This window comes from Streptomyces sp. NPDC038707 (assembly GCF_040636485.1).
Classification (GTDB): Bacteria; Actinomycetota; Actinomycetes; order Streptomycetales; family Streptomycetaceae; genus Streptomyces.
Genome location: NZ_JBEZUP010000035.1, coordinates 26,810 through 45,576 on the forward strand (window position 1 = coordinate 26,810; position 18,767 = coordinate 45,576).

Consider the following 18,767-nt stretch of genomic DNA (forward strand, 5'->3'; position numbering starts at 1 on the left):
TCAGTCGAGCGTCAGGTCGGACGAGCCGTTCAGCGCGGCTCGGACCAGGTCGTCCACGGTCATCTCGTCGACATCCACCTTCTCGGCGGCGTCGTCCGGCTCGCTGCCGCCCGCCGGTCCGGTGCTCTGTCCTGCCAGTTGCAGCAGGGGTTCCAGCACACCGATCTCGCGGAGCCGGCCGAGCGACACGGAGGCGAGCAGCGCGCGGACGGCCGCCTCGTCGCCGTCGGCCACCGCGCCGTCGGTCTCCTCGTCGAGCCCGAGCTCGTCGAGCAGGTAGGCGGTCATCGCCGAGGGCGTCGGCTGGTCGAACACCAGCGTGGACGGCAACGTCAGCCCGGTAGCGGCGGTGAGCCGGTTGCGCAGTTCCACGCCGCTCAGCGAGTCGAACCCCAGGTCCCGGAATGCCCTGTCGGGTCCGAGCAGTTCGGCGTCGGCGTGGCCGAGCACCGCCGACGCGCTGTCCTGCACCAGCTGCAGCATCTCCTCCCGGCGCTGTACCGGCGTCAGGGCGGCGAGCCGCGTCAGCAGCTGCGGCGCCTCCTCCTGCCGCGGCGCCGGGGCCTCGAGGGCCTCGCTGCCGGGCAGTTCCTGGAGCAACGTCCGCAGGCGGGACCCCGTGGCGCCGCGCAGGAACGCCGCGGCTGTCACCTGGGCCACCACCGCGGTCGCCACCGGCTCCGCGACAAGCTGCCGCAGCGCCAGCACGGCCGACGCCGGGTCCATCGCGCCGACGCCGGTACGCCGCGCGCCCTCGTCGGCGCGTGCGGTGGCGGCCATGCCGTCGCCGCCCCAGGCGCCCCACGCGATCGACGTGGCCGGGAGGTTCTCCGCGCGGCGCCGGTCGGCCAGCGCGTCGAGCACGGCGTTCGCGGCGGCGTAGTTGGCCTGGCCGCGGTTGCCCACCGCGCCCGATGCCGACGAGAACAGTACGAAGCCGCTCAGGTCGAGATCACGTGTCAGCTCGTCGAGCAGCAGCGCTGAGGTCACCTTGGCACGGAACACGTCCTGGAAGCGGTCCGGCGTCAGGGCGTCGACCACGCCGTCGTCCAGCACACCCGCCGTGTGCACGACCGCGGTCAGCGGGTGCTCGGCCGGGATACTGTCCAGCAGCGCGGTCAGGCCGTCGCGGTCGGCCACGTCGCACGCCGCGAGGGTGACCCGTGTGCCGAGCCCCTCCAGTTCCGCCCGCAGTCCGGCGGCGCCGGGCGCGGCCTCGCCGCGGCGGCTGGCGAGCAGCACGTGCGGCACGCCCTCCGCGGCGAGCGACCTGGCGACGTGCCCGGCCAGCGCGCCGGTGCCGCCGGTCACCAGGACCGTGCCGTCCGGCGTCCACAGGCGGTCCGGATCGGCCGCCGGCGCCGCGACGAGCCGGCGGCCGAACACCGCGCCCGGCCGCACCGCGACCTGGTCCTCGCCGCCCTCGCCGGACAGCGCTCCCGGGAGCCGGGCGGCCGCGGCCCCGTCCAGCGGGGACGGCAGGTCCACGAGACCGCCCCAGCGGTCGGGGTGTTCGAGGGCCACGATGCGCCCGAGGCCCCACACCGCCGCCTGCACCGGGCGCGCCGGCGGCTCGCCCGCGTCCACCGACACCGCGCCACGGGTGGCGCACCACAGCGGCGCGGTGATGCCGGCGTCGCCGAGGGCCTGCACGAGCGCGGTGGTCAGCAGCACGCCGTTCGGTACGGCGCCGACCATCGTCTCGTCCAGCGCCAGCAGCGAGAGGACGCCCGCGATGTGCGTACCGTCCACGACCTCGCGCAGCCGTGCGGCCACCCGCTCACGGTCGGTGTCGCCGATCTCGACCCGGACGGTGTCCGTGCCGAGCGCGCCGACCACGCTGTCCGCCCAGGCGTCGTCGGCCGGGCCGGCCGGCAGCACCGCGAGCCAGGTACCCGTGACGGCGGCACGGCGTCCGGCGACGGGGCGCCACACGATCCGGTGCCGCCAGCTGTCCACCGTGGCCTGCTCGTCCTTCGCGCGCCGCCAGTCGAGCAGCTTCGGCATGACCTTCGCCAGTGCCTCGCCGTCGACGTCGAGCAGGGACTGAAGCGATGCGAGGTCGGTGTCCTGGACGGCCGCCCAGAACCGGTCGTCGTCGCGCCGGCCGGCGGGCAGGGCCGTGGTCGCCGTGGTCTGCGGCCAGAACCTCTCGTGCTGGAAGGGGTACGTGGGCAGCCCGATCCGGCCGGCGCCGGCGTGCACGCCGGCCCAGTCGATGCGGACGCCGCGCGTGAACAGCGTGCCGAGGGCCGCGGCCAGTGCCGTGTCCTCGTCCCGGTCGCGGCGCAGCGAGGCCACCGCGACCGGTCCCGCGCCGTTCATCGCGATGGTGTCCTGCGCCATCGCGGTGAGCACGGCGTCGGGGCCGATCTCCAGGAACGTCGTGACACCACGGGCCAGCAGGGTCCGCACCCCGTCGGCGAACCGGACCGCGTCGCGGACGTGCCGGACCCAGTACGCCGGGTCGGTGACGAGGCCACCCGGCTCGACGACCACGCCGGTGAGCGTGGAGACCAGCCGTGTCGTCGGAACGTGGTAGGTCACCCGGTGGGCGACGCGCTCGAAGTCGGCGAGCATCGCGTCCATGTGCGGGGAGTGGAACGCGTGGCTGACGTTCAGCCGCCTGGTCCTGCGTCCCTGCCGCGCGAAGTGCGCGGCGAGCGCCTCGGCCGCGTCGGCGTCACCGGCGATCACCACCGCCTGCGGGCCGTTCACCGCCGCGATGGACACGGCATCGGTGAGCAGCGGGATCACCTCGTCCTCGGACGCCTGTACGGAGACCATCGCGCCGCCGGCCGGCAGCGCCTGCATCAGCCGCCCGCGGGCAGTGACCAGTGCCACCGCGTCGGCCAGCGAGAACACGCCGGCGACGTGGGCCGCGGCCAGCTCGCCGACGGAGTGCCCGACCAGGAAGTCGGGCCTGACGCCCCAGGACTCCACCAGCCGGTACAGGGCCACTTCCAGCGCGAACAGCGCGGGCTGGGTGAACTCCGTACGGTCGAGCGCGCCGTCCGTGCCTTCCCACATCACCTCACGCAGCGGCCGTGCCAGAAGCGGGTCCAGCTCCGCGACGACCTCGTCGAACGCCTCTGCGAACACCGGGTACAGCTCGTGCAGGCGACGGCCCATGCCGACGCGCTGCGCGCCCTGCCCGGTGAACAGGAACGCCACGTGGCCGCTGCCGGCGCGGTCCGTGACCACGGCCGCCGACCGCGTTCCCTCGGCGAGGGCGGTGAGTCCGGCCCGCAGGGCGTCGACGTCGGCCGCGAGCACGGCGGCGCGCCGGTCGAACACGCTGCGGGTGGTGCCGAGGGAGAGACCCAGGTCCGGCAGCGAGGTGATGTCCGTGTCGAGCAGCCGGCGGGCCTGGTCGCGCAGCGCCGCACCGGTCACCGCGGAGAGCGGCAGCGCCAGCATGCCGTGCGGACGCTCGGGCACCGTCTCGGTCACGACCGGCGGCGCCTGTTCCAGGATCAGGTGCGCGTTGGTGCCGCTGGCGCCGAAGGACGACACCGCCGCGCGGCGGGCCCGGCCGGCCGCCGGCCAGGCCGTCGCCTCGGTGACGAGCCGTACCGCGCCGGACGACCAGTCCACGTGCGAGGACGGTGTGCCGGCGTGCAGGGTCCGCGGCAGCATGCCGTGCCGCATGGCCATCACCATCTTGATGACACCGGCGACACCGGACGCGGCCTGGGTGTGGCCGATGTTCGACTTCACGGAACCCAGCAGCAGCGGGGTCTCCCGGTCACGGCCGTAGGTCGCCAGCAGCGCCTGCGCCTCGATCGGGTCGCCCAGCCTGGTGCCGGTGCCGTGCGCCTCCACGGCGTCCACGTCGGACGGTGCCAGGCCGGCGGCGGCCAGCGCCCGGCGGATGACCCGCTGCTGCGCGGGGCCGCTCGGCGCGGTCAGGCCGTTGGAGGCGCCGTCCTGGTTGATCGCCGAGCCGCGCAGGACCGCCAGCACCTCGTGGCCGTTGCGCCGCGCGTCGGACAGCCGCTCCAGGACGATCATGCCCACGCCCTCGGCCCAGCCGGTGCCGTCCGCGGCGTCGGAGAACGCCTTGCAGCGGCCGTCCGGCGACAGCGCGCCGAGGTCGGTGAATTCCACGAAGTTGACCGGTGTGGACATCACCGTCACACCGCCGGCCAGCGCCAGGCCGGTCTCGCCGGACCGCAGCGCCTGAGCCGCCAGGTGCATCGCGACCAGCGACGACGAGCACGCCGTGTCCACCGAGACGGTCGGTCCCTCCAGGCCGAAGGTGTAGGCGAGGCGGCCGGACAGCAGGCTCGCCGACTGCGCGGTCTGCCAGTCGCGCCCGTCGGCGACGGGCCGGTAGTCGCCGCTGATGCCGCCGACGTACACGCCCGTGTCCGAGCCGCGCAGACCGGCCGGGTCGAGGCCGGCCCGCTCCAGCGCCTCCCACGCCGACTCCAGCACCAACCGCTGCTGCGGGTCCATGATGAGCGCCTCGCGCGGCGAGATGCCGAAGACCGCCGGGTCGAAGTCGGCCGCTCCGGGCAGGAAACCGCCGCCGCGCGCCACCGTGCGCGGCCGGCCGTCCGGTCCCGGCCCGAACAGTCCTGCCAGGTCCCAGCCGCGGTCCGTGGGCATGGGGCCGATGGCGTCGGCGCCCGCGACGATCAGGTCCCACAGATCTTCCGGCGAGCCGACACCGCCCGGGTAGCGGCAGGCCATGCCGACGATGACCACCGGGTCGTCGTCGGCGACGACGGCGCGCACCGGCGCAAGGTCCTCGGTCCGTTCCCCGAGCAGCTCGGCGAGCAGGTGGTCGGCCAGCGCGGCAGGCGTCGGATGGTCGAAGGCCAGAGTGGCCGGCAGCGGCAGCCCGCTCAGCTCGGTGAGCTGGTTGCGCAGGTCCACCGCGGTCAGCGAGTCGATGCCGAGGTCCTTGAACGGCAGGTCCGGCTCGATCGCCGTACCGCCCGCGTGGCCGAGCACCGCGGCCACCCGGTCACGGACCAGGCTGCGCACCTCGGGGGCGCGGTCCTGCTCGGGCAGGGCGAGCAGGCGGTCGCGCAGACCACCCGCCGGTCGTGCGACGGCGGCCTCCGGCAGCTCGCTGAACAGCCCGCTGCGCCGGGTGCGCAGGAAGGCGGGAGCGAAGGTCTCCCACGCCACGTCGGCGACCGTGACATCGACGGTGCCGCCGAGCACGCCGTCCAGGGCGGCGAGCGCCCGGCCGGGTTCCATGGCCGGCAGGCCGTTGAGCTCCAGGTGCCGGGCCATCCCGTCGCGCTCGCTGCCGGCCCAGGCACCGAACGCCACGGCGACACCGGCCAGGCCGCGGGCCCGCCGCTCGGCGGCGACGGCCTCGCGCCGCGCGTCGGCGGCGGCCTGCCCGGCCCGGTCACGCACGCCCCAGGTGCCGGCGACCGATCCGAACAGCACGAACGCGTCGAGCGGGGTGTCGTGCAGCAGTGCGGCCAGGTGGTCGGTTCCGGCGTCACCCGTGACGAACACCGTCGAGACGGCGTGCTCGGCAAGCAGTGCGGCCAGCGCGTCCCGGTCCCCGGGGTCCACGTCGGACGCCGTGACCGGCACGCCCAGGTCGCCGGGGTCGCCGCCGAGCAGCAGCAGGCCGGGCACACGACGGTCGGCCAGCCAGCGCGCCACGCGGGCCCCCTCGGGGGTGTCCGCGCCGGTGACGAGCACCGTGCCGGTGGCGGTCCACTCCGCGGTGAGGCCCGCGGCACGGACCAGTCTGCGGGCCAGGACGCCGGGCTCGCGCACGGCGACGTTGTCCTCCGCGCCGCCGAGCGCGGACCTGAGGTGTCCGGCGGTGGTGGTCGTCACCGGGCCGGCCAGGTCGAGCAGGCCGCCCCAGCGGTCGGCGTGGTCGAGGGCCGCGACCCGGCCGGCACCCCAGAGCGCGGCGCGGGCGGGCACCGGTCGCTCGCCGTCGTCGACGGCGACGGCCCCGCGCGTCACGAGCCAGACCGGCAAGCCGGTCCCCTCGGACGCGGCCAGCAGCGCCTCGGGCCACGCCTCGTCGGGCACGTCGTCGCCGTCGGTGGCGGCGAGCAGGGACACGATCCCGGCGAAGCCGTCGGTGTCGGGCAGGTCCGCGCCCGGCACCACGGGCACCGCGTCCAGCGCCGCCACTGCGGAGGCCACGGTCCCGTCCGCCTCCCAGCCCGCCGGCACGAGTGCCAGCCACCGCCCGTCGCCGGGTTCCTGCCGGACGGGACGCCATGTGACGCGGTAGCGCAGGCCGACCGTGGCCGCGCGGTCGCGCCGGCGGCGGCGCCACTGCGACAGCGCCGGCACCACCGCGGACAGTTCCGTGCCTTCGAGCTCCAGGGTCGACGCCAGCGTGTCGAGGTCGGCGCGCTCGACCGCCGCCCAGAACTCCGCGTCCACGGGATCGGTGGCGGTGACGGGCGCCGCGGTCGGCCAGAACCGCTCGCGCTGGAAGGGGTAGGTGGGCAGGTCGACGGTGCGTGCGCCGCTGCCGGCGAAGAACGCCGACCAGTCGATGTCGACGCCCTGCGTGTAGAGGCGGGCCAGCGCCGTGACGACAGCGCGTTCCTCACCCCGGTCGCGGCGCAGCGCCGCCACGACGGTGGCCTCGGCGCCCCGCTCCAGCACGGTCTCGGCCGCCATCGCGGACAGCACCCCGTCCGGGCCGAGTTCGAGCAGGGTCGACACTCCCGCGTCGAGCAGTGTCGCCACGCCGTCGCCGAACCGCACCGCCTCGCGGACGTGCCGGACCCAGTACCCCGGCGTGGCCAGCTCGTCGCCGGCGATGCCGCCGGTCACGTTGGACACCACCGGGATCTGCGCCGGGCCGAAGGACAGTCCCTCGACCACGGAGCGGAACCCGTCCAGCATCGGGTCCATCAGCGGCGAGTGGAACGCGTGCGACACCCGCAGTTCCCGGGATCTCGCGAACCGCGCCGCCACCGTGGCGACCGCCTCGCTCTCACCGGCGACGACAACGGCCCGCGGGCCGTTGACCGCCGCGATCGCCGTACCGTCGACGAGCGCGGCGCGCACCTCGTCCTCGCCGGCCTCGATCGCCGTCATACCGCCACCGGCCGGCAGCGCGGCCATCAGCCGCGCCCGTGCCGACACCAGCGCCGCCGCGTCGGCCAGTGACAGCACACCGGCGACGTGGGCCGCCGCGATCTCGCCGACGGAGTGACCGGCGACGAAGCCGGGGGTGATGCCCCATGACTCGATCAGGCGGTACAGCGCCACTTCCACCGCGAACAGCGCCGGCTGCGTCCACCCGGTGTCGTTCAGGGCGTCGGCGTCCGAGCTCCACATCACCTCACGGACATCGGCCTCCAGCTCCGCGACGACCCCGTCGAGCGCCGCCCGGAACACCGGGAACCGTGCGTACAGCTCACGTCCCATGCCCAGCCGCTGCGAACCCTGGCCGGAGAACATGACCGCCAGTGAGCCGCCGCCTGCCATGCCGGTGACCGTCTCCGCGACACCGTCCGGAGTGGACAGCAGCACCGCGCGGTGGGCGAGGTGGGCGCGGGTGCTGACCAGCGACCACGCCACGTCGACCCGCTCGTGCCCGGTGGCGAAGGCCGCCAGCCGCTCCCGCTGCGCGTCCAGCGCCTCACGGGTGCGCCCCGACACCGGCCACGGCAGGACCTCGGGGCTGACGGAGTCGGCAGCCGGCTCCGGGGCCCGCTCCGCTTCCGGAGTCTGCTCCTCCTCCGGCGCCTGCTCGATGACCACGTGCGCGTTGGTGCCGGAGATGCCGAACGCCGACACTCCGGCCCGGCGCGGACGGCCGGTCTCCGGCCACGCGACCGGGTCGGTGACAAGCTCGACCGCGCCGGACGACCAGTCGACGTGCGAGGACGGCGTGCCCGCGTGCAGGGTCGGCGGCACGGTGCCGTGCCGCATCGCCAGCACCATCTTGATGACGGCGGCGGCACCCGCGGCGGCCTGGGTGTGACCGAGGTTCGACTTCACGGAGCCGAGCAGCAGCGGCGTCTCGCGGCCCTGGCCGTAGGTGGCCAGCAGCGCGTGCGCCTCGATCGGGTCGCCGAGCGAGGTGCCGGTGCCGTGCGCCTCGACCGCGTCCACGTCCTGTGCGGTCAGACCGGCGTCGGCGAGCGCGGCGCGGATCACCCGCTGCTGCGACGGGCCACTGGGCGCGGTCAGACCGTTGGACGCGCCGTCCTGGTTGATGGCCGTGCCGCGCACCAGGCCCAGCACGTGGTGGCCGTTGGCCCGCGCGTCGGACAGCCGCTCCAGCACCAGGACGCCTACGCCCTCGGCCCAGGCGGTGCCGTCCGCGTCGTCGGCGAACGACCGGCACCGGCCGGTCGGCGACAGCCCGCCCTGGGTGGTGAACTCCATGATCGAGTCCGGTGTGGACATCACGGACACGCCACCCGCCACCACGAGCGAGCATTCGCCGGAGCGCAGCGCGCGCGTGCCCCAGTGCAGCGACACCAGCGACGAGGAGCACGCCGTGTCGACGGTGACGGCCGGGCCCTCCAGCCCCAGCGTGTACGACAGGCGGCCGGACAGGACGCTCGCCGTGTTGCCGGTGGCGGCGTGGCCGCGCACGTCCTCGGTGGCGGTGCGCAGGACGGTCAGGTAGTCCTGTCCGTTGGTGCCGACGAACACGCCGGTCTGCGAGCCGCGAAGCGCTGTCGGGTCGATGCCCGCGCGCTCCACCGCCTCCCACGCCGTCTCCAGCAGCAGCCGCTGCTGCGGGTCCATCGCCAGGGCCTCGCGCGGCGAGATGCCGAAGAACGCCGCGTCGAAGTCGGCGACGCCCTCGAGGAAGCCTCCCTCCATGGTGGCCGACGCGCCCGCCGCGAGGGCGGCCAGGTCCCAGCCGCGGTCCGTGGGGAACGCTCCGATGCCGTCCCTGCCGCCGGCGACGAGCTGCCACAGTTCCTCGGGCGAGTCGACGCCCCCCGGGAAGCGGCAGGCCATGCCGACGATGGCGATCGGTTCGTCGTCCACGGGGCGCGTGGCGACCACGGCCGCCGGCACCTCCGCGGTGCCGAGGATCTCGGCGAGCAGGAAGTCCACCAGCTCCGCCGGTGTCGGGTGGTCGTAGACGAGCGACGCGGGCAGCGTGGTGCCGGTCGCCGCGGCCAGGCCGTTGCGCAGCTCCAGCGTCGTCACCGAGTCGAAGCCCAGGTCCCGGAACGCGCGGTCGTGTTCGATCCGGCCCGCGTCGGAGTGCCCGAGCACGGCGGCGATCTGCGCCCGTACCAGCTCCAGCAGCACCTTCTTGCGGTCGCTCTCCCTGCGGCTCAGCAGGTCCGCGCGCAGGCCGGACTCGGACGGCCGCTCGACGGCCGGGCCCGTGCGCAGCGCCCTGACCGCCGGCAGGTCCTCGACCAGCCGGGTGGGCCGCATGAGCGCGAACGCGGGCACGAACGTCGCCCAGTCGACATCGGCGACGGCCACCGCCACGTCGTCCAGCTCGATGGCCCGGCGCAGCGCGCCGACACCCGTCAGCGGGGGCAGCGGCTCGAACCCGCCGCGCCGCACCCGGGCGGCCAGCCGGCCGTCGGCGGCCATGCCCGCCTCGGCCCACGGGCCCCAGGCGATCGAGGTCGCCACCCGGCCCTGCGCCCGCCGCCACTCGGCGAAGGCGTCCAGCCAGGCGTTCGCGGCGGCGTAGTTCGCCTGCCCCGGCGCGCCGATGGTTCCGGTGGTGGACGAGAACAGCACGAACGCGTCGAGTTCCAGCCCCGCGGTGAGCTCGTCCAGGTTCCGGGCCGCCGTCGCCTTGGCGTGCAGCACGGTCGCGAACGACTCCGGCGTGAGCGCGTCCAGCACGCCGTCGGCCAGCACGCCCGCGGTGTGGAAGACCGCGGTCGGCGTGACGTCGGCGAGCAGCGCGGCCAGCGCCTCGCGGTCGCCGGCATCGCAGGCGGCGACGGTGACCCGCGCGCCGAGTTCCTGCAGTTCCCCGGCGAGTTCCACGGCACCGGGCGCGTCCGGGCCGCGCCGGCTCGTCAGTACGAGGTGCTCGGCACCGGCCCCGGCCAGCCAGCGGGCGACGTGCCCGGCGATGCCGCCGGTACCGCCCGTGATGAGCACGGTGCCACGCGGGCTGTACGACTGCCCCGCGCAGGTGGTGGCGTGGGCGAGCCGGCGGACGAACGCACCCGCCACGCGCACGGCGATCTGGTCCTCGCCGTCCCCGGCGAGCACGCCGCCCAGCCTCTGTGCGGTGACGGCGTCGAGTCGTGCCGGCAGGTCGATCAGACCGCCCCAGGTGGCGGGCTGTTCCAGCGCCGCCACCCTGCCGAGGCCCCACACCGCGGCCTGGTCGGGGTCGGGGATCTCCGTGCTGTCGACGGCGACGGCGGCGCGCGTGACGCACCACAGGGGTGCGGTGATCCCGGCGTCGCCGAGCGCCTGCACGGCGACGGTGGTCAGCGCCAGGCCCGCGGGTACCTCGCCGTCGCCGGGCGCGGTGGCCGACAGCAGCGACACCACGCCCGCGAAGCCGCCCCCGGCGGCCTGTTCGCGCAGCGCGTCGGCGAGCGCGGCCCGGTCGTGCTCCGTGACGTCGAGCCGGACGGTGTGCGTCCCGGCGGCGACGAGCCCGCCGATGGCCGCGGTGACCCACTCCGAGTCGCCGGGCGCGAGCACCAGCCAGGTGCCGCCGGGCGATGTGGAGCTGCCGGGCATCGGGGCCCAGACGACGCGGTAGCGCAGGGAGTCCGCGGTGGACTCCTCGTCGCGGCGGCGACGCCAGGCCGACAGCGCGGGCACCATCGCCGAGACGGTGCCGGCGGGCAGGCCGAGGTCGGTGGCGAGGGAGTCGACGTCCGCCTCCGCGACGGCCGCCCAGAACGCGGCGTCGACGGTGTCGCCGGGCGTCAGCGCCGGGTCGGCGTCCCGCTCGGGCCAGAAGCGCTCGTGCTGGAACGCGTAGGTCGGCACGTCGATCCGGCGGGCACCGCTGTCCGCGAAGAACGCCGTCCACTCGACGGGGACGCCGTGGACGTGCAGGGCCGCGACCGCCGCGCCGACGGCGGCGGTCTCGGAGCGGTCGCGCCGCTGTGAAGCCACCACCGCGACGCCGTCCTCGGGCAGGCTCTCCCGCGCCATGCCGGTCAGCACCGCGTCCGGGCCGAGCTCCAGGAAGGCGCGTACGCCCTGTCCGGCCAGCCAGGTGACGCCGTCGGCGAACCGCACCGCGGCGCGCACGTGCCGCACCCAGTACTCGGGGTCGCAGACCTGCTCGGCGGTGACCGGCTCGCCGGTCACGTTGGACAGGACCGGGATGCGCGGCGGCCGGTACGTCAGGGTCGCCGCGACCCGGCGGAAGTCGTCGAGCACCGCGTCCATGCGCGGCGAGTGGAAGGCATGGCTCACCCGCAGCCGCCGCGTACGGTACCCGTCGGCCTCGAAGCCCTCGGCCAGTGCCAGCACCACGTCCTCGTCACCGGCGATCACCACGGACTCCGGACCGTTGATCGCGGCGAGGGACACGCGCCGCTCGTCGAGGCGCGGCGCGACGACCGCCTCGGACGCCCGTACGGAGACCATCGCGCCGCCCTCGGGCAGCGCCTGCATCAGCCGTCCGCGCGCGGCGACGAGCTTCGTGGCGTCGGCCAGCGACAGCACGCCGGCGACGTGCGCGGCGGCGAGCTCGCCGACCGAGTGGCCGGCGAGGTGGTCCGGCCGTACGCCCCAGGACTCCACGAGCCGGTAGAGGGCCACCTCCACGGCGAACAGCGCCGGCTGGGTGTAGCCGGTGCGGTCCAGCTCCGTGGTGTCGTCCGCCCACATCACGTCCCGCAGCGGGCGGTCCAGCTCGCTGTCGAGGTGCAGCAGCACCTCGTCGAGGGCGTCGGCGAACACCGGGAAGCGCTCGTACAGTTCACGGCCCATGCCGCCGCGCTGCGCGCCCTGGCCGGTGAACAGCACGGCCAGGCCGCCGCGCTCCGCCGAGCCGCGCACCACGCCCGCGCCCGGCACCCCGTCCCGCACGGCCGTCAGGCCGCTGCCCAGCTCGGCCAGGTCCGTCGCGACGACGGCGGCGCGCCGCTCGAACGCCGAGCGGCCGGTCGCCAGCGAGTACGCGAGGTCGGCCGGGTGCGTGTCGGGCCGGGTGCGCAGGAGGTCGAGCAGCCGCCCGGCCTGCGCCCGCAGCGCGGCGTCGGTCCGTGCGGACAGGACGAACGGCACCGCGCCGTCGGTGCGCGGCGCGGCCGGCTCCTCCACGACCGGCGCCTGTTCCAGGATCGCGTGCACGTTCGTGCCGCTGAGCCCGAACGACGACACGGCGGCGCGGCGCGCCCGGCCCGTCTCCGGCCACGGCACCTGCTCGGTCAGCAGGCTGATGGCACCACTGGACCAGTCGACGTGCGTGGACGGCGTCTCCGCGTGCAGGGTCCGCGGCAGTACGCCCTGCTGCATGGCCAGCACGAGCTTGATCACGCTGGCCACGCCGGAGGCCATCTGGGTGTGGCCGATGTTGGACTTCACGGAGCCGAGCAGCAGCGGCCGCTGCGGATCGCGGTCCCGGCCGTAGGTCCCGAACAGCGCCTGCGCCTCGATCGGGTCGCCGAGCGCGGTGCCGGTGCCGTGGCCCTCGATCACGTCGACGTCGGACGCCGTCAGCCGGGCGTTGGCCAGCGCCGCCCGGATGACCCGCTGCTGCGAGGGCCCGTTCGGCGCGGTCAGGCCGTTGGACGCGCCGTCCTGGTTCACCGCCGAGCCCTTGAGCACGGCGAGCACCTTGTGCCCGTTGGCCTGCGCGTCGGACAGCTTCTCCAGCAGCACCACGCCGACGCCCTCGGCGAGGGTCATGCCGTCGGCGTCGTCGGAGTACGCCTTGCACCGTCCGTCCACGGCGAGCGCCCGCTGCCGGGAGAACCCGATGAACGCACCCGGGTTGGACATGATGCTCACGCCGCCGGCCAGCGCCATCGTGCTCTCCCCGTTGCGCAGCGACTGCGCGGCGAGGTGGATCGCCACCAGCGACGACGAGCAGGCGGTGTCCAGCGTGACGGCGGGGCCCTCCAGGCCGAGCAGGTACGCCAGGCGGCCGGACAGGATGCTGCCCAGCGAACCGGTGACCATGTGGCCCTCGGAGCTGTCCGCGGTGCGCGACACCGACGCCGTGTAGTCCTGGTAGCTGGCGCCGATGAACGTGCCGGTGAGGCTGCCGTGCAGAGCGTGCGGGTCGAGGCCGGCCCGTTCGAAGGCCTCCCACGCCGTCTCCAGCAGCAGCCGCTGCTGCGGGTCCATGGCCAGCGCCTCACGCGGCGAGATGCCGAAGAAGTCCGCGTCGAACTCCGCGGCGTCCCGCAGGAAGCCGCCCTGCACCGAGTACGTCTTCCCGGCGCGGTCGGGGTCCGGGTCGTACAGCTCGTCCGCGTGCCAGCCGCGGTCCGCGGGGAAGCCGCTGATCGCGTCGACGCCCTCGGTGACCAGCCGCCACAGATCCTCGGGCGAGTTGGCCCCGCCCGGGTAGCGGCAGCTCATGCCGATGACGGCGATGGGCTCGTCGACCGCGGCCGCCGAGGCGGCGGTGCCCGTGGCCGCCGGCGCGTCGCCGGCGATCTCCGACAGCAGGAACTCGGTCAGCGCGACCGGGTTCGGGTAGTCGAAGACGATGGTGCTGGGCAGCGTGAGGCCGGTCGCGTCGGCGATCCGGGTACGCAGGTCGATCGCCGTCACGGAGTCGAAGCCGGCGTCGCGGAACGCCCGCTGTTCGCCGAGCGCGTCGCCGGAGGTGTAGCCGAGCACGGTGGCGGCCAGGCCGCGCACCAGGTCCAGCAGTGTGCGCTGCCGCTCCGCGGCGGGCAGCGCCCGCAGCCCGGCGGCGAACTCGCCGTCGGCACCCTCGGTCGCGGTCTGCTGTTCCCGGACCTCGGTGAGCGCCTTGACCTCAGGGATCTCGTCGAACAGCGTCGTCGGCCTGGTGGCGGTGAACACCTCGTGGTAGCGGTCCCAGTCGATGTCGGCGATCGCGAGTGCGGTGGCGTCCCCGTCCAGGGCGTTCCGCAGTGCCGCCAGCGCGAGCGGCGGCTCCATGAACACGAGGCCGCTGCGCAGGATCTGCTCCGGGTCGACCCGGCCGAGCTTCATGTCGTCCGCCCAGATGCCCCACGACAGGGACCTGGCCGGCAGTCCGCGGGCGCGGCGGCGCTCGGCCAGCGCGTGCAGGTACGCGTTGCCCGCGACGTACGCGGCGTGCGCGCCGGAGCCCCACATGCCCGCGGTGGACGAGTAGAGCACGAAGTCGTCCAGCTCGTCCGCGGCGAGCAGCTCGTCGAGGATGCGGGCACCGGTCACCTTCGCGTCCAGCACCCGCTCGAACTGGTCGAGGGTGGTGTCGGCGATGGTGTGGAGCTCGATCACCGCGGCCGTGTGCACCACGGTCCGCAGCGGCGGCCCGTCGGCACGCAGCCGGTCCAGCAGGGCGGCCACGGCGTCGCGGTCGGTGATGTCGCAGGCCACGACCTCGGCGACGGCACCGCGCTCGGTCAGCTCCGCGACCAGGTCGGCGGCGCCGGGGGCGGCCGGGCCGCGGCGGCTCGTGAGCACGATGCGCTCCGCGCCCCGGTCGGCGAGCCAGCGGGCGAGGTGCGGGGCCAGGGTGCCGGTGCCGCCGGTGACCAGGACGGTGCCGCGGGCGGTCCAGCCCGAACTGTCGGCGGTCTTCGGCGCACGGACGATCCGCCGCGCCAGCGTGCCGGCGGAACGCACGGCGAGCTGGTCCTCTCCCGTCGCGCCGGACAGCACGGCGGCGAGCCGGCCCGCCGCGCGGGCGTCCAGTTCGACCGGCAGGTCCACGGTGCCGCCGATCCGCTGCGCGTGCTCGAGCGCGGCGGTCCAGCCGACGCCGAGCACCTGTGCCTGGCCGGGGTTGCGCACCTCGTCGGCACGGCCCGTCGACACGGCGGCACGGGTGAGGAACCACAGCCGGGCGCCGATGCCGGCGTCACCGAGGGCCTGCACGAGCGCCACGGTCAGCGCGAGGCCCTCGTTCAACGCGGAGCGGCCCCCGAGCGGGCGCTCGGCACCCGCCACCAGCGATACCACTCCCGTGACCTCGTCGAAGCCGTCGAGGCGCCCGGCGAGCACGGCCCGGTCGGCACATGCGGCGTCGAGGACGAGCCGCTCCGGCGTGGCACCGTGTGCGGCCAGCGCGGAGACCACGTCCTCGTCGGCGACACCGTCGGCGGTGACCACGAGCCAGCGTCCGGTCAGCCGCGCGGTGCCCGTACTCACCGGCGTCCACGACACGCGGTACCGCCAGGCGTCCACGGTGGACTCCTCGCGGCGGCGGCCGCGCCATGCCGACAGCCCGGGCAGCACCGACGCGAGAGCGTTCTCGTCCACGGCGAGGTCGGTGGTGAGCGAGGCCAGATCGCCGCTCTCGACGGCCTGCCAGAAGTCCGCCTCGACCGGGTCCGTGCCACCGGCGACCGCGGGTGACGGCACCGGGATCCACAGGCGTTCGTGCTGGAACGCGTAGGTGGGCAGGTCGATCCGGCGGCCACCCTCGTACAGCGCGGCCCAGTCCACGTCGACGCCCCGTACGAACGCCTCGGCGAACGACGTGAGGACGCGGTCCAGGCCGCCCTTGTCACGGCGCAGCGTTCCGGTCACCACGGCCCGCACGCCGGCCGCGTCGACCGCCTCGGTCATCCCCACCCGCAGCACCGGGTGCGGGCTGCACTCGATGAACGCGCGGTGACCCTCGCCGAGCAGGGTGGTGACGGCCGGGCCGAAGTTCACGGTGCCGCGCAGGTTGCGGTACCAGTAGCCGGCGTCCATGACCGTGGTGTCGAGCCACTCGCTCGTCACGGTCGAGTAGAACGGCACCTCGGCGGTCCGCGGCCGGATCGGGGCGAGGAGTTCGAGCAGCTCGTCCCGGATGTCCTCGACCTGAGCGGAGTGCGAGGCATAGTCCACGGCGATCCTCCGCACGCGGACGCCATCTGCGGTGAGCGTGTCGGACATGGTCTCCAACGCGGCGGGAACACCGGCCAGGACGACCGATCCAGGCCCGTTGACGGCCGCGATCTGCACCGAACCGTCCAAGGGCAGCAGCGGCTCGACGCGGTCCGCGGGCAGTGGCACCGACATCAAGCCGCCCCTGCCCGCCAGCCGCCGCGCGATCACCTGACTGCGCAGGGCGACCACGCGGGCACCGTCCCTGAGGGAGAGCGCACCGGCGACCACCGACGCGGCGATCTCACCCTGGGAGTGGCCCACCACGGCGTCCGGGTGCACGCCCTGCGACCGCCACAGTGCCGCCAGCGCCACCATCACCGCGAACGACGCGGGCTGCACGACATCGACGCGCTCGAGGCCCGGCGCGCCCTCGGCCTGCCGGAGCACGTCCAGCAGGGACCAGTCCGTGAACTCCGACAGCGCGACGGCGCATTCTTTGATGTGCTCCGCGAACACCGGCGATTCGTCGAGCAGCTGCGCTCCCATGCCGGCCCACTGCGAGCCCTGGCCGGGGAACACGAACACGGTCCGGCCCTCGACGTCCGCCACGCCCCCGACCACCTCGCGCGACGCCTCGCCACGGGCGTAGCCGTCCAGGGCGTCGCGGTCGATGACCACGGCCCGGTGCTCGAACAGCGAGCGCGAGGTCACCAGCGAGTAGCCGAGGTCGACCGAATCCGCGTCCAGGCCGACCAGGCGGGCTGCCTGGTCCCGCAGCGCGGGCGCGGACCGCGCCGACAGCACGAGCGGCAGTACGGCCGGGACGGGCACGGCCGCGCGCTCGGCCGGTGCGGGCGCGGCCGGTGATTCCTCCAGCACGACGTGGACGTTGGTGCCGCTGATGCCGAACGACGACACGGCGGCGCGGCGCACCCGCTCCCCCGGCTCCCACGGCCGGGCCTCCTGCAGCAGCTGGACGGTGCCGGCGCTCCAGTCGATGTGCGAGGACGGCGTCCCGGCGTGCAGCGTGGGCGGCAGCACGCGGTTCTGCAGAGCCAGCACCATCTTCATGACACCGGCGACGCCCGCGGCGGACTGCGTGTGGCCGATGTTGGATTTCACGGAGCCGAGCAGCAGCGGCCGCTCCGGGTCCCGGTCCACGCCGTAGGTGGCCTGCAGCGCCTGGGTCTCGATCGGGTCACCCAGCGCGGTGCCGGTGCCATGCGCCTCCACGACGTCCACGTCGGACGGTGCCAGCCGCGCGTTGGCCAGCGCCTGCCGGATGACCCGCTGCTGCGAAGGCCCGTTCGGCGCGCTGAGGCCGTTGGACGCACCGTCCTGGTTGACGGCGGAGCCGCGGATCACCGCGAGCACCGGGTGGCCGTTGGCCTGCGCGTCGGACAGCTTCTCCAGCAGCACCATGCCGACGCCCTCGCCGAGCGCCATGCCGTCCGCGCCCTCCGCGAACGCCTTGGACCGGCCGTCGCGGGCGAGCGCCCGCTGCCGGCTGAACGCCGTGAACGGCCCGGGGCTCGGCATCACGGTCGCGCCGCCGGCGAGTGCCAGCGTGGTCTCGCCGTTGCGCAGTGACTGGCAGGCCAGGTGCATGGCCACCAGCGAGGAGGAGCAGGCGGTGTCCACGGTGACCGCCGGGCCCTCCAGCCCGAACACGTAGGCGAGGCGGCCGGACAGTACGCTCGGGATGGTGCTGGTGACGACGTGCGTCTCCAGGTCCTCGACGTGCTGGGCGCCGTACTCCTGGAAGCTGGACCCGACGAAGGTGCCGGTCATGGTTCCGCGCAGCGTGGCCGGGCCGATGCCGGCCCGCTCCAGCGCCTCCCACGAGGTCTCCAGCAGCAGGCGCTGCTGCGGATCCATGGACAGGGCCTCACGCGGCGAGATGCCGAAGAACGCCGGGTCGAAGTCGCCGGCGTCGTGCAGGAAGCCGCCGCGCGTGGTGTAGGTGGTGTGGGGTTTGTCCGGGTCCGCGTCGTACAGCGCGGCCGCGTCCCAGCCGCGGTCCACGGGCCATTCGCTGCTGGCGTCGACGCCGTCCTCGACGAGGGCCCAGAACTGCTCGGGGGTGGTGGCACCGCCCGGGAACCGGCATGCCATGCCGACGATCGCGATGGGCTCGTCGAGGGAGCCGGTCGCGGCGGTCACCTGCGCGGCGGCGCCACCGGCGTCGAGCAGTTCCTCGGCCAGGAAGCGAGCCAGTGCCGACGGCGTCGGGTAGTCGAACACCATGGTGCTGGGCAGCGCCTGGCCGGTGACGCGGCTGAGGCGCTTGCGCAGTTCGACGGCGGTCAGCGAGTCGAATCCGCCGTCGCGGAAGGCCCGCTGCTCCGGCACGCCGTCCACGGAGTCGTGGCCGAGCACGGCGGCGGCCTCGGTGCGGACGAGGTCGACGAGCTGCCGCTCTCGCTGCTCGGCGGGCAGTGCGGCGAAGCGGGCGGCGAACTCCGTGCGGCCGCTCGCGTCCTCGGCCCGTGCCGCCGCCTCAGGCAGCGCCGCGAGCAGTGGGCTGCGACGGGAGGCGGTGAAGACCGGCGCATAGCGCGTCCAGTCCACGTCGGCGACGGTGACGGTGGTGTCGCCGCGCACGACGGCGTTACGGAGCTCGGCGATGCCGGCGGCCGGCGCGATGAACCGCAGGCCCTGCCGCAGCAGGTTCGCGGTCATGGCGTCGTCGGTCGCCATGCCGGCCTCGGCCCACGGTCCCCACGCCACGGACGTGGCGGCCAGGCCGCGTGCGGCACGGGTCTCGGCGATGGCGTCCAGGTAGGCGTTGGCTGCGCTGTAGGACGCCTGGCCGCCGCTGCCGATCGTTCCGGCGACGGAGCCGAACAGCACGAAGAAGTCCACGTCGCCGACCAGGGCGT

Annotated in this window: 1 protein-coding gene (cut by a window edge); it reads right to left on the reverse strand. The window is 75.1% G+C overall.

The annotated features are described in order from the left end of the window. Positions 1-18,767, reverse strand: the 3' portion of a protein-coding gene (locus AB0E62_RS32675; RefSeq protein WP_362202131.1) for a type I polyketide synthase. The gene runs 8,983 nt beyond the window's last position; the window shows 18,767 of its 27,750 coding nt (coding positions 8,984-27,750); its start codon lies beyond the right edge, outside the window; its stop codon occupies positions 1-3.